The organism is Pseudoalteromonas sp. GB43 (assembly GCF_054923805.1).
Window position 1 is genome coordinate 584,462 of record NZ_JBPCHJ010000001.1, and the last position, 14,689, is coordinate 599,150.

The window sequence follows — 14,689 nt, forward strand, 5'->3', positions numbered from 1 at the left end:
CTCTTTCTGGACAGCCCCCCTTCGCGTCCCATATAGTGAAACCCTGTGCAATCAACCAGAAAAACTATGATAACTCACCTTAAGTATGCAAGCTTGGCACTTGCAATTGGTTTATTCGGCTGCTCTGAGCAACCAACAACAAGCACTGATAAACCAAACGCTGAAAGCAATGCAGCCGTAAACATTGCCAATGTACGCTCACATATTAAAACCCTCGCCTCTGATGAATTCTTAGGCCGTGGCCCTTTAACTGAAGGCGAAACGCTCACTATTAACTATTTAGCCGATGAATATAAAAAACTCGGCTTAAGCGGTAGTTTTAATGGCGAGTTTTTACAGCCAGTTACCATGGCAAAACTCACTCCAGATCAAAACATGACCTTACAAGTGGGTGATTTAAGCTTTAATGCTGGCAGTGATTTTACCGCCCGTACCCAACAAATTAACCCTGAAATCAACATTGATGGCTCTGATGTTGTGTTTGTTGGCTATGGTATTAATGCACCTGAATATAATTGGGATGACTTTGCAGATATTGATGTAAAAGACAAAACAATTATCGTGCTTGTTAATGATCCTGGTTTTGCCACGCAAGACGACACGCTTTTCACCGGTAATGCTATGACCTACTACGGTCGTTGGACTTACAAATATGAAGAAGGTGCTCACCAAGGTGCAAAAGCAGTATTTATCGTTCACGAAACGGCTCCTGCAGCTTACCCTTGGAGCGTTGTAGAAAGCTCGAACACGGGTAGCAAATATACCTTAATCGACCAAGATAAGAATGCTTCTGACATCCCTGTAATGGGTTGGATTGATGAGCAAGCGGCAAATGAAATTTTTGCTCAAGCAGGCCTTGATTATCAAACTGAAAAAGCCAACGCACTAAAAGCTGACTTTAAACCTGTCGACTTAAAAGCGAAAGCAGCGCTGACACTGAAAAGTGATATCTCTCAAGCGCAATCGCATAATGTTGTTGCAACGCTTAAAGGTAGCGAAACTCCTGATGAGTACATTGTAATTGGTGCGCACTGGGACCACTTTGGCACCAAGCAAACTGATGACGGTGTGAAAATCTACAATGGTGCTGTTGATAACGCATCAGGTAGCGCAGCAACGGTTGAAATAGCCCGTATCCTTACTGAAATGCATAAGAAAAAACCATTTAAACGCTCTATTATCTTTGCCAACTTTACGGCTGAAGAAACAGGGCTTATTGGCTCAGAGCAATTCGCAACTGGCGAGATTGTACCAACCAAGCAAATGGTCGCGCTGCTTAATATTGATGGTATGAACGTGCTAGACGGCGTTGACTACATATTACAATACGGTAAAGGAATGTCTGAAATGGAAGACTACCTTGCAGGTGCAGCGAAAGCACAAGGTCGTTATGTAAAAATGGACCCGCGTCCTCAAAATGGTTTGTTCTTCCGCTCTGATCACTTCTCGCTGGCTAAGCAAGGGGTTCCTAGCTTATTGTTTATGAGTTTAGGTGATACAGATCCAGATTACATCGCGCACAAATATCATAAAGAAGCTGACGACTATTCAGCAGATTGGTCTATGGGTGGTGTTGAGCAAGATATCGAACTGATAGTTGATATTGCTGCCAAACTTGCTGATAACGGCGACTGGCCTAAGTGGAAAGCCGAGTCTGATTTCAAAACTCGTCGCTTACAAGACAAGCAATAACCTTCGCTTAGATACAAAAAACCGAGCTAGTTGAAGTTAGCTCGGTTTATTATTGGTTAGTTTTACTTATTACTCGCTAATTTTAGCTTTAAGTGATTGTGCTTCTTCTTGCACTTCCTCTGGGCCATTGGCAATAACATCTTCAATGGCTTGCAACGCTGCATCAAAGTCGTCTATTTCGATATATGCCCGAGCTAAGTCCAGTTTTGCTGAGTAACCACCACTTTCGGCATCAACATCAGTTGGGTTATCACCTGCTAGTAAGTCATTAAAATCACTCAGCCCTACATCCATATCAACCTCATCATAAGGTTCGTGGTCGAGTGCTTCATCGTCACTTTGTTCAAGTAATGAATCGATATCTACAAACTCATCCGTTGAAGTAGTTTGTTGCTCCTCGGCACTTAATGCCTGTACTTCAGGTTCAACTGGCTGTTCGCTTTCCCCCTGTAAGTCTTCATTTAATAGTGCATTAAAATCAACGTCGAACTCACTGGCATCAGCAATATCAGCTTCATCTGGCTCTGCTAGTTCATTTAACAGTGCATCAAAGTCTGTTTGAGTAAGGTCAGCCATAAAATCATCATCGATTTCATCGTCTGACAGCTCACTTAAATCAGCCTCGTCAGCTAAATTAGACTCGATATCAGCTAATGTTTGCTCAGCTTCTACGGCATCATCAAGTTCAATATCGTCCAATTCGAATTCAGGGAACTCCTCTAATTCGTCTTGGCTATCAGCCACCTCATCGTCAATTGGCGCTTCGCTCGTTAACTCTGTTGTGCCTTCACTTTTTGATTGATCCGATAAGTCGTCCTCAGGATCAAGAACATCATCTTCTGTAAATTCATTATCAAGCAAGATCTCATCATCAAAATCATCGTCTAGCTGATCAAGCTCATTACCCGTTGCTAATGAATTAGCAAGGTCTTGCTCTGCCTGACTTAACTGTAATGGTGCATCTTCATCTAACTCACCAGAAATGTCTTCATCAGATTCATCCAATTCAAAACCGGCTTCATCTAGCTCAAGTTCTGGATACTCTTCCAACTCTTGGCTAGGAGTCACCGTATCTTGCTGTAATGGCTCTTCGTCGGCGGTTAAATCAAATTCATCAGTTAGGTCTTCATCTGCTAGCGGATCATCGCCTAAATCAATTTCAACTTCTTCTATGTCTTGCTCTGGTTCATCAATTGACCAGTCTGGTGCTTCAACATAGTCATCTTCTTCACCAATTTCATTTAATAACTCATCGACACTTTTCAGTGACGGATCATCAAATTCGTCAAGACTATCATCTTCATCTAATAGCTCATCGCTATCTTCATTAAACTCTTGATTAAGCGCCTCATCGATATCAACTTCGTCACTATCATCCGCATCATCAACCAACTCAGATGCAATCGATTCAACATTCATGTCATCAACCGCTTGATCAGCATCGGCTAAATCTTCTAGCGACTCTTGTAGGTTCTCATCATGCTCTGCACTGTCACTCTGTTCATGACTTAAATCTGAGATCTGCGCTTCAGTGTCTTGCTTCAGCTCATTTGTTTGCTGAATAAGCTCTTCAAGCTCATCATCAACGTCAGAGTCCTGCTCATCACTAGCATCTTCATCAAGTAATGAGTCGATGTCATCGACATCTAAATCATGATCAAGCTCATCTTCGTCAATTAAGTCGTCTACACTAGGTTCTTCAATTGACTCTTCAACCAACTCTTCAGATTCAGGCTCTTCTTGAGCTTCATCTAATAGTGAGTCGATGTCATCGACATCTAGGGCATCATCAAGCTCATCTTCATCGATTAAATCGTCTGCACTTGGTTCTTCTACAAGCTCTTCAGGCTCTTGCTCTAATTGTGCCTCATCTAGCAATGAATCAATGTCATCAACATCTAGTTCGTCATCAAGCTCGTCTTCATCGATTAAATCCTCTGCGCTAGGTTCTTCTACAATCTCTTCAGGCTGCTCTTCAACAAGTTCTGCTTCAGGCTCTGCTTGTGTCTCATCTAGTAATGAATCAATGTCATCAACATCTAAGTCATCATTAAGCTCATCTTCGTCGATTAAATCGTCTGCGCTAGGCTCTTCTGCTAATTCTTCAGTTAACTCTTCAGGTTCCTGTATTTCTTCAGGCTGTTGCTCATCTTGTGCTTCATCTAATAATGAATCAATGTCATCAACATCTAAGTCATCACCGAGCTCGTCTTCGTCGATTAAATCGTCTGCACTAGGTTCTTCTGCTAATTCTTCAGTTAACTCTTCAGGTTCCTGTATTTCTTCAGGCTGTTGCTCATCTTGAGCTTCATCTAGTAATGAATCAATGTCATCAACATCTAAGTCATCATTAAGCTCATCTTCGTCGATTAAATCGTCTGCGCTAGGCTCTTCAATAAGCTCTTCAGGCTCTGGCTCTGCTTGTGCTTCATCTAATAATGAATCAATGTCATCAACATCTAAGTCATCACCGAGCTCGTCTTCGTCAATTAAGTCGTCTGCGCTAGGTTCTTCTACAAGCTCTTCAGGCTCTGGCTCTGCTTGTGCTTCATCTAATAATGAATCAATGTCATCAACATCTAAGTCATCATTAAGCTCATCTTCGTCGATTAAATCGTCTGCGCTAGGTTCTTCTGCTGGCGCTTCTTCTTGAACTTCATCTAATAGTGAGTCAATGTCATCAACATCTAGCGCATCATCAAGATCATCGTTTTCTAATGCATCGTTAGCTTCAGCGGCTGGCTCTTCTGTTTGTGCTTCATCGATTAAGCTGTCGATATCGAAATCATCTTCATCGATGAGTTCATCCGCGCTTGGTTCTTCGGCTGGCGCTTCTTCTTGAGCTTCATCTAATAGCGAGTCAATGTCATCAACATCCAGCGCATCATCAAGATCGTCGTTTTCTAATGCATCGTTAGCTTCGGCTGCTGGCTCGTCTGTTTGCGCTTCATCAATTAAGCTGTCGATATCGAAATCATCTTCATCGATGAGTTCTGCTTCTACGTTAGTTGTTGAGGCATCATTATTTTCATCGAGTAAGTCATCAATATCGTCTAGGTTTACGTCTTGATTAGAATCCGTGTTGTTTTGCTCATCAATTAAGCTATCAATGTCAAAATCATCTTCAGCGTCATCTTCTGCGAGCTCTTCACTAAGCGCTGCCATTTCATCATTAGCGTTATCTAACGAGTCACCTTCATCAGTATCAAATAGGTCATCAATGTCATCAGCACTTAAAATATCACCCGATGAATCTGCTGGAGACTGTTCACTATCTAGGTCTATTTCATCACCTAAACTGTCGTCATCGGTTTGATCGAAATCTTGCTGTAAAAATGCATCTAAATCATTATCGTCAGCGCTATTAGATGAATCATCGCTAAACTCAATATCATCACTTAAAAGCCCTTCTAGCTCATCTTGATTTAAAACACTGTCATCTTCATCGAAACTATCATCAATGCTGTCGTCAAAAATGATGTCATCATCTGGCAGCATGTCTTGGTCTAAGTCGTCATCTAAACGCACACTCAAGTCATCATTGTCTTCGACTGGATCAGGAACTAGTGGATCAGTTTCTATAATTGGTTCTAAATCATCATCAGCATTATAACTTGGGCTTTGAGGTAAAAATTCATCGTCATCGCTGGCATCTGTATCATCATTGGCGCTGTTGCGTTTTTTCAAAAACATCACAACGGCAGCAATGATCAGTAATGCCGGAATAAACATTAATGCACCGAGAACAAATGGGTTGCTCAGTAAACTCGAAAAACTAAACCCACTGTCCTCTTCAATCTTTTTTGCTCTTTGCTGCTCTATGATTTCATTTTGTTTAGTGATCAGTTCTTTCAGCTGCTTTTGAATTTCACTGTCTTGACCAAGCTGATCGCGAACGGTTTCAAGCTCTTTAGAAATACCACTCAGTTGTTTTTTGAGTTTGTTGTTCTCAGCTAAGATTTCTTCAACATTTTCAACCGACGATTTAAACTGCTTTTGAAGCTCAACTAGCTGCGTACCCTGCTCTGTTTTAATGGTGTTGATTTCTTGCTTAAGCTCTTGCTTTGCTTCGTCTACATCAACTTTACGGGCTTGGGTTACTTTCTTTTGCGATTCATTAATTTCAGCAGTAGTCAGGGTGCCGTTTTTCTTTTTCTCCCATAGCTCATCATCTTGTTCAGAACGTGCTTTTGCTAACGTTGGATTGACCGCGCGCATTTCAGCAATTGTTGGGATTTTTAGGTATGCGCCATCGCGCATATGGTTAAGGTTTTGGTCTAAAAATGACGATGGGTTTTTGTCATACAGAGCTTGCATGACCTGATAAATACTTACAGAGTTGTCAGGGCGAATTTTAGCGGCAATGCGCCACAGTGTATCGGTCGGCTTGATCGGACCAATTGAGCGCCCCTGCGCACCATAATCGACACCTTTAGGACCTTAAGTGTGGTGCCTTCATCAGAGTATGTCGGTGTTACCACCAATGCAGACGCTAATATGAAGAGTGTTGCTAAACCGCGCATGCTGATCCTTTATGTTTTAAATGTTAACGCAGCAACCCTGGTTGCTTAAACATCAAGTAATTCTTGCAGAATTGATTCTTAATTATGTTTTCTTGCAAGCTCTATTCCAGCTGCAAACTATAACTTAGTTGCCTTGCAATATCTATTGCAACACCTTGATAGTAAATAGCTTAAATATTAGCGGCTGAGAAACTTTTTTATTGTTATCGTTAAGTTTATACGCTTTTACAACGTATGCGGCAATAATTTGGCAGTGAATTCACAAAAAAGCGGCAAATTGCCGCTTTCTGTCAAATTTAGCTCAGCCTAAATCATCAGATTTATAAATAATTTGCGATAAGCTCTTCAGCAATCTGCACACTATTTGTTGCTGCACCTTTGCGCGTATTATCACTTACAACCCACATATTTAAACCATGTGGATGCGAAATATCAGCACGTAAACGCCCTACGTATACTGTATCGTTACCACTTGCATCAGACACAGCTGTTGGGTAATCGGCTAAGTCTTCAATAAACTCAACACCTGGTGCATCGTTTAATAGCTGCTTCACATGTTCGATATCTACTGGCATACGCGTTTCAATATTGATCGCTTCACTGTGACCAAAGAACACGGGGACACGAACACAGGTCGGGTTAACCACAACACTGTTATCACCTAAGATTTTTTGTGTTTCGTTAACCATTTTCATTTCTTCGCGGGTATAACCGTTATCTTCAAAGCTGTCGATTTGTGGGATCACGTTAAAAGCAATTTGTTTAGGGAAAACGGCATTATCCATCGGGCGCGCATTCATTAAGTTTGCTGTTTGCTTGGCTAGTTCATCAACGGCTTCTTTACCCGCACCCGATACAGCTTGATAAGTTGATACGTTAATGCGGTCAATGCCATAAGCATCATAAATTGGCTTTAGTGCCACCAGCATTTGAATCGTTGAGCAGTTAGGGTTTGCAATGATGTTGCGGTTTCTGAAATCCGCTAAGCTTGATGCATTCACTTCAGGAATAATTAGTGGCACATCGTAGTCATTACGAAAGTGTGAAGTATTGTCAATTACCACACAGCCTGCGTCCGCCGCAATCGGTGCGTATTTTTCAGAGACACTGCCGCCTGCTGAAAATAAACCAATGTGAGCTTGGCTAAAATCAAACTCTTCGACATCGATTACTTCAATGCTCTCACCGCGAAATTGAATTTCTTCGCCGGCACTACGACTGCTTGCAAGTAAAAATAATTGGTCTACCGGAAACTTACGATCTTCTAACGTTTCGATAATCTGACGACCCACTAAACCTGTGGCACCTAATACGGCTACATTAAATTTTTGCGACATGTGTTTTCCTCTTTTGAATAAAGCAAATGGCTTTATTCGTTAATTCTAAATCCCAGTGCAGCTAATGCGCCTTCACATGCACTGTTGGCAGCCACCGACAAAGTACTAAACTCGCGTCGTGGCGGGTAATTCTTGCGTAAACTATCAAAGCCTTCGCTTGCTAATTTACTTCGTAAAATGCCATCGTCGCGACGCACATCATAAATTAAGTGCACTAAGCGACCTATATCATCTAGGTTAAAGGTTTCACCTAGCGTGACAGAGTGGCTAATTGGTTCTGGCAAAAAATCGTCCAGAGACTTAAGCGCTGCGATGCCTTCAAGCTCACATACTTGCTGATACAGCATTTGTGTACCGCGGGCTTTGCCTTCAAGTGTATGCCCTGCAATATGCACACTGGCATAACGTACATAATCAAGCAGAGGTGTCAGTATATTGGGTTCGTTTTCCCAAACATCAAGCACACAATCTAATTTTGCGCCTTGCTCAAACAATGCTAGCAATGCTTGGTTATCAATCACATCACCACGGCTTGCATTGATAATCGTCATACCCGGCTTAAGTGCTTTTAAACGTGTTTCGTCTAGCATGTGCAAGGTTTTATGCGGACCTTGTTTAACCAATGGCACGTGAAAAGTCACAATATCGGCTTGGGCTAGTAATGTGTCTAACTCAATATGCTCTGCAAGCTCACCGGCTTCATGTTTTGGTGGATCACATAATAATACATTCATACCAAGCAGGCTAAGCTTATCACGTAAACAGCTACCTATACTGCCAACACCCACTATGCCGATGGTTTTACCTTGTAATGAACTGGCATTTTCTTGGCTCAAGGCATACAAGCAGCTAATAACATATTCAGCAACCGCCACGGCATTACAACCTGGTGCGCTGCTAAATGCGATATTTCGCTCAGCAAGTAACTCGGTATCAATGTGATCAACACCTATGGTTGCTGTGCCCACAAATTTTAATTTATCTGCTTGAGTGAGTAAGGCTTTATCTACATTGGTAACAGAGCGGGTTAACAAGATATCGACCCCGACTAGCTGCTCGGGTTGGAGATTACGGTCATCAAATCGCTCAACATCACCAAAATCGGCAAAGTACTGCTCAACCAATGGCATATTTTGATCTGCAAGAATTTTCATTTGTGTGTCCGAGAGGCAGAAAATGGCGCTATTGTAGCGAATTTATCAGTATTCGGATAGGTAACAACTAAGACTTTATAACAAATGAAAAAGCCGAGCTATTGCTCGGCTTTAAGCAAATACTGGAGAGGTTTAACCTTTATATTTGCTCATTACTAATGTGGCGTTAGTGCCACCGAAACCGAAGCTGTTAGACATAACTGTATTTAGTTCAACGTCTTTACGCTCAGTTACAATATTTAGACCTGCAGCTTGCTCATCTAGTTCATCAATGTTGATAGATGGAGCAACAAAGTTATGCTCAAGCATTAATAGCGAGAAGATTGCTTCATGAACGCCTGCCGCACCTAGAGCGTGACCTGTCATCGCTTTGGTTGCACTGATCATTGGCGAGTTACCACCAAATACTTCTTGAATAGCGCCAAGCTCTTTCACATCACCAACAGGTGTTGAAGTACCGTGAGTATTTAAGTAATCAATACCGCCTTCAAGATCTTGCATTGCTTGCTTCATACAACGTACAGCGCCTTCACCTGATGGAGCTACCATGTCGTAGCCGTCAGACGTTGCACCGTAACCAGTGATTTCTGCATAAATGTGCGCGCCACGAGCAAGTGCATGCTCAAGCTCTTCAACAACAACGATACCGCCACCAGCAGAGATAACGAAACCGTCACGGTTTGCATCGTATGTACGTGATGCTTTCTCTGGTGTTTCATTGTACTTAGTAGACAATGCACCCATTGCATCGAATTCCATTGCTAGCGTCCAGTGAAGCTCTTCACCACCACCTGCAAAGATGACGTCTTGCTTACCTAATTGAATTTGCTCAACCGCGTGACCGATACAGTGTGCAGATGTCGCACATGCAGAGCTTAGTGAGTAGTTAACACCTTTAATTTTAAATGGTGTTGCAAGACACGCCGAAGTCGTACTCGCCATAGTACGTGGTACCATGTAAGGACCAACACGTTTTACGCCTTTTTCACGTAAAATGTCAGCCGCTTCAACTTGCCATTTAGATGAACCACCACCTGAACCCACTAATAAACCAGTGCGCTCGTTTGAAACTTGATCTTCACTAAGGCCAGCATCTGCAATCGCTTGTGACATTGAGATATAAGCATATGCAGCAGCATCGCCCATAAAGCGCATAGCTTTACGATCAACAAACTCTTTAACATCAATATCGATTTTGCCAGATACGTTACTACGTAGGTTGTAGTCAGCAAACTCTTGGTTGAACGCGATACCACTACGGCCTTGTTTTAATGATTCTAATACTTCTTCTTTGTTGTTACCGATGCTTGAAACAACACCGATGCCCGTAATAACGGCTCTTCTCATGGGTAATTACCTTAGCTCTATACTAAATTGTGTTCTATTTTACGCTGAAATTACTTTCGAAGTGGTCAGCTTTCTAGCGTACACATGTACTCTGAATGTCTAGCTTATAAATAACGCCAGACTATTTCAAAGAAAACACGTAAAATAATGAAAAAAGTTTGTAGTTAATTAGTTAAACCATGATCAAAAACGCACATATTCATTTTAATCACCTTGGTACCCCTGTCGCCGATCAGTTTGACGATGTTTATTTCTCTAATGACGATGGCTTAGCCGAATCACATTATGTGTTTTATCAACAAAACCATATCCCGCAACGATTACAAAATCATGACCGTAACCACTTTGCAATTGCTGAAACAGGCTTTGGTACGGGGCTTAACTTTTTAAATACATGGCAGCACTTTGCTGCTCACCTTGATAGGCAGCATGCAGAGCAAGAAGTTCAAAATCAACCCGACCATAGTGGTAAAAAAAGTGTTACCCGCTTGCAATTTATCTCTTTTGAAAAATTTCCTATTAAGCGTGGTGACCTTGCTCAAGCACTCAAAGCTTGGCCTAGTTTAAGCAAGTATAGTGAGCAACTAATTGCTCAATACCCAATTAATTTAGCCGGCTGTCATCGCCTTGAATTTGCAGGCGGAAAACTAATACTCGACCTTTACTTTGGTGACGTGCAAGACAGCATTGACGCCATGAGCTACCCAAGCGAAGGAATTGTTGATGCTTGGTATTTAGATGGCTTTGCACCAAGTAAAAACCCAGATATGTGGCAACAGAGTTTGTTCAACAAGATGCGTGCTATCTCAAGATCAAATGCCACACTCGCCACTTTCACTGCCGCAGGCTTTGTCAGAAGAGGACTCATCGAAGCTGGCTTTAGCATGAGTAAAGCAAAAGGCTATGGTAAAAAACGCGAAATGCTAATTGGCGAGCTCACTGAGCCTAATGAGCAACAGTCAGGGCCAGCGTATTTTGCACATCAGCAAAGTGAACTGAGTAATGTGGCTGTTATTGGCGGCGGTATTGCCAGTAGCAGTGTACTGTATTCACTGGCAAAAAGAGGCCTAAAAGCCACGCTTTTTTGCCAAGATGAAGCACTTGCCATGGGCGCATCTCACAATGTACAAGGGGCTGTTTATCCGCATTTGCAAGCGAAGAACTCACCGCACAGTGAAATGTTTGCTCATAGTTTTTTATATGCGATGCGTCTTTACCAACAATTACTTAATGATGGTTTTGACTACCCTCATCAGTGGTGTGGTGTATTACAGCACGCGGTTAAACAAGGTCTAGCTGATAAACATCAAAACCTTGCCGATAAAGAACTTTGGCCAGCTGAATTAATGCGTAATGTAAGCGCTGAAGAAGGCGACGAAATTGCCGGTGTCGATACAGGTTACTCAGGCGTATTCTTTGCAAAAGGCGGCTGGGTAAATCCACCAGCCCTGGTTACAGCACTCTTTAATGCGGCAAATTCGTTAACTGCCACTACCAATAATAAAATGGACAGTCACTTTAATTGCCATATTGAAAAGCTCGAAAAAACCGCTGACGGCTGGTTACTACACAGCAAAGAGCAAACATTCGGGCCATTTAGCGATGTGATTAATTGTGCAGGTGAACACAGTGACCAGTTTAGCCAAACTCAAGCGCTACCTGTTGTTGGTGTGCGCGGCCAAGTCTCGCATGTGCAAGCAAGCGAGCAGTCAAAACGCTTAAAGACCGTGCTTTGCCATAAGGGCTATTTTACTCCTGAATATCAGGGCCATCATTGCATGGGCGCGACCTTTGAAAAAAACTCAAAAAGCCGTGAAGTTAAAGAGCAAGACAACCACATCAATCGCGAACAACTGTTAAGTTTTTACACAGACAGCGAGTTTGCAACGACCTTAGGTGAGATAACAGCCGCGAAAGCAGCTGTAAGGTGTACCTTCATTGACCATTTACCTATGGCTGGTGAATGGGCTGAACAAAGTGATTATGTAAGCGCGTTTGCTAATCTTCGCTTGGGCAAGCGTTATCAGTACCAAACGTTAACAAAACCTCAGCAAGGCTTGCATGTGCTCACAGGCTTTGGCGCAAGAGGGCTGTGCAGTGCCCCCCTTTGTGCTGAACATTTAATTGCTTGTTTAAACAATGAGCCAAGACCATTTAGTGAACGCGTGAGTCAAGCTATTCACCCCGCCCGCTTTATTGTTCGTGACCTAATTCGTAATAAAATTTAAGGGGCTAAAAAGCCCCTTTTGATTAATTACTTAATCGCTCAACTAGCTCTACGCGCCGGTTTAACTGACGACCCAAATCGTTTTTATTATTGGCAGCTGGCGCATAAGGGCCTACACCATAACCAATTAAGCGCGACTCTTTAATACCATATTGACTCACGAGCGCTTTAACAACTGCTTTAGCTCGTTTAGATGACAACCCTAAATTATATTCTGGACTTCCTTTATCATCAGTATGACCAACAACGTACAAATTTAAGCTATTGTTTTTATTTAAAACATCCGCAATCACTTTTAATGACTCGGCTGACTCAGGTTTAATGTCTGATTTATCATGATCAAAGTAAATGCCATAAATGGCTGCTTTACCTTTTTGCTCTAGTTGCTTTAACACCTGATCCGGATTGGTTTTAACTAAATCTCCTTGTAAAGGCTCTGTTCGAATTATAACAAGTTGCACTCGCGTAGTGCCTTGGTAATTACCCACAAAAAATGCGACAAAGGTTGTTTGATTTTCTATGGTGTTTTTCATTAACTGATAACGCGGCTGACGATAATAGTTATAAACTTGTTTTACCGACAAGTGATCACCAAGTGCTTGTATTGCCTTACGGTCGTCACCACATGCTTGACGTTCGCAACTAAAAACCGTTTCAAAGCCTTCTTTTGTTAAGGCAGACACATAGTTATGAAAAACCTTAAGGGTTGATACTTTTCTAATTTCATAAGTAATACGAGTAATATCACCAGTCACATCTTCAACAGGTAGCGCTTTGTTCTTACGGTTAAATATTCCTGTTGGTAATGAAAATTCTTCGTAATCAATTTGCTCGTAGTCTTCAATAAAACTACCAGGATAACGGCTAAGTAATGGATGATCGCTTGAGCCTCTAATATCGTCTTTAGGTGCTTTGGTAACTGGATTTGATTGCTGTTTTGCAAAAGCAGCTGTATTGGCTTGTATTAGACCTGTTTCAAGCTCCTTAATCGCAATTGAGCTACTCATAACACGCGTTTTACTGTTGTACTGGCCAACAAATAACGACACTGCAAATTCAGGCTTTTCACCTTTAGTGGCAAGCAGATAATAAGGCTTACGATGATAATTATAGAGCTGAAAGTAACCGACTTCCTCTGCAAAATCACTGCTGTCACCGCAAGCATCTAGCTGACAAGAATAAACAATATTAAAGCCATCTGTGAGTAGAGCGTGTTTATAGTTTTCAAATACTTTGAGAGTGGCAACATTGTTTATTTCGTACAAAGTGTGGTTAACATCGCCAATAAAGTCTGTGTAACTAAATCGCTCTGCTGACTTTTTACTGCCATCAAACTGGCTCATTAATTTTGTCTGTTCGCCACTGAGTTTAACCGATTTTTCAACATCACTATTTGGGTAAGGCGATAGCCATTGATTAGCAGATACCGCATTGCAAAATGCTAATGTTATCACCACCAAAAGATTAAAATATATTTTCACTTTAAGTCCTTTTAATTGAGTTTGTACCTAATTCAACACTATGCCAAATAATACTTTTTTATTCAAAGTTTGCATGTACCCCTTTAAAAATAAATCCACACCCCAAGGTCTTTAGTTACACAGCAATTAGAAGGAGTTTGATATGAAGACCTTAATCATTGGCGCAACGGACCAAATAGGTAAAATGACCACCGAAAAAATGCTGGCAAGTGGCCATGACGTAGTGGCTCTGGTTAGAGACAAAAGCAAACTGACTGCGCTTGAAAGTAATAATTTAACGATTGTAGAGCAAGACCTCGAAAACGATTTTAGTCGTGCCTTCGAGGGTGTTGAACAAGTAATTTTTAGTGCTGGATCTGGTGGTGCAACAGGTGCAGATAAAACCTTACTGATAGATTTATGGGCCGCAGTTAAAGCGATTAATTATGCGGTAGATGCCAAGGTTAAGCACTTTATTATGGTGAGCTCAATCGGTGCTGATGCCCCAGACAACATTGAGAGCAGTATAAAACCGTATTTAGTTGCAAAGCACATGGCTGACCAACATTTAATCAATAGCGAATTAAATTACAGTATAGTCAGACCCGGCACGCTATTAGATGATGCAGCTACGGGGCGATTAACCACCACGCGCCCTGCAACGCGCCAAGATGCGGTTATCAACCGTGAAGATGTAGCAAATACCCTGCTATACCTTGCTGAACATACACCGAAAAAACCACAAGTGTTTGAATTGTTTAATGGTGATAAGTCAATCTATGACTTACTGGATGCCTAATTTAAACTATAAACTTTAGCTGGATAAAGTTAACTTTATCCAGCTCCCTCCTTAAATACCCACCCAAAAAATTAATTTTTTGTAAGTCGCAATGAATAAAAACTTTATATTTCAATGCTCTAATTATTTTTATTTTAAATTAGCTTACAA

Annotated in this window: 9 protein-coding genes; 4 read left to right on the plus strand and 5 right to left on the minus strand. The window is 41.6% G+C overall.

The window, feature by feature from the left end; all coding sequences use genetic code 11:
* Nucleotides 1-66 precede the first annotated feature (66 nt).
* Nucleotides 67-1,692 carry a M28 family metallopeptidase gene (locus tag ACRWSG_RS02770; RefSeq protein WP_462165556.1) on the plus strand — a complete coding sequence of 542 codons (1,626 nt, stop codon included), beginning with the start codon at nucleotides 67-69 and terminating at the stop codon, nucleotides 1,690-1,692.
* A 69-nt stretch (nucleotides 1,693-1,761) separates the two neighbouring features.
* Here ACRWSG_RS02770 and ACRWSG_RS02775 read toward each other — a convergent pair whose 3' ends face one another.
* Nucleotides 1,762-6,093: a FimV/HubP family polar landmark protein gene (locus ACRWSG_RS02775; protein ID WP_462166882.1), complete on the minus strand. Its 4,332-nt coding sequence runs from the start codon at nucleotides 6,091-6,093 to the stop codon at nucleotides 1,762-1,764.
* Between the two features lie 45 nt (nucleotides 6,094-6,138).
* Here ACRWSG_RS02775 and ACRWSG_RS02780 point away from each other — a divergent pair, with 45 nt between their 5' ends.
* Nucleotides 6,139-6,264, plus strand: coding sequence for a hypothetical protein (locus ACRWSG_RS02780; protein ID WP_462165557.1), 126 nt, complete (start codon nucleotides 6,139-6,141; stop codon nucleotides 6,262-6,264).
* Nucleotides 6,265-6,535: 271 nt separating this feature from the next.
* Here the strand turns inward: ACRWSG_RS02780 and ACRWSG_RS02785 are convergent, their stop codons facing one another.
* The 3 genes from ACRWSG_RS02785 to fabB form a co-directional block, all read right to left on the minus strand.
* Nucleotides 6,536-7,552 carry an aspartate-semialdehyde dehydrogenase gene (locus ACRWSG_RS02785; protein WP_054551679.1) on the minus strand — a complete coding sequence of 339 codons (1,017 nt, stop codon included), beginning with the start codon at nucleotides 7,550-7,552 and terminating at the stop codon, nucleotides 6,536-6,538.
* A gap of 32 nt (nucleotides 7,553-7,584) precedes the next feature.
* On the minus strand, nucleotides 7,585-8,706 hold the full coding sequence (locus ACRWSG_RS02790) for a 4-phosphoerythronate dehydrogenase (RefSeq protein ID WP_462165558.1): 1,122 nt from the start codon (nucleotides 8,704-8,706) through the stop codon (nucleotides 7,585-7,587).
* Nucleotides 8,707-8,838: 132 nt separating this feature from the next.
* A complete protein-coding gene (gene fabB / locus ACRWSG_RS02795; RefSeq protein WP_462165560.1) occupies nucleotides 8,839-10,053 on the minus strand; it encodes a beta-ketoacyl-ACP synthase I in 1,215 nt (404 codons plus the stop codon).
* A 179-nt stretch (nucleotides 10,054-10,232) separates the two neighbouring features.
* Here fabB and mnmC point away from each other — a divergent pair, with 179 nt between their 5' ends.
* Entirely contained in the window at nucleotides 10,233-12,281 is a 2,049-nt protein-coding gene (gene mnmC, locus ACRWSG_RS02800; RefSeq protein WP_294408649.1) for a bifunctional tRNA (5-methylaminomethyl-2-thiouridine)(34)-methyltransferase MnmC2/FAD-dependent 5-carboxymethylaminomethyl-2-thiouridine(34) oxidoreductase MnmC1, read from the plus strand.
* 22 nt (nucleotides 12,282-12,303) lie between these two features.
* On the opposite strand, the gene ACRWSG_RS02805 is transcribed toward mnmC, so the two are convergent.
* On the minus strand, nucleotides 12,304-13,761 hold the full coding sequence (locus tag ACRWSG_RS02805; RefSeq protein ID WP_462165561.1) for an OmpA family protein: 1,458 nt from the start codon (nucleotides 13,759-13,761) through the stop codon (nucleotides 12,304-12,306).
* A 142-nt stretch (nucleotides 13,762-13,903) separates the two neighbouring features.
* Between ACRWSG_RS02805 and ACRWSG_RS02810 the strand changes: the two genes are divergently transcribed.
* Nucleotides 13,904-14,539 (plus strand): SDR family oxidoreductase, encoded by a 636-nt coding sequence (locus ACRWSG_RS02810; protein ID WP_462165562.1) that lies wholly within the window; start codon nucleotides 13,904-13,906, stop codon nucleotides 14,537-14,539.
* Nucleotides 14,540-14,689 lie beyond the last annotated feature (150 nt).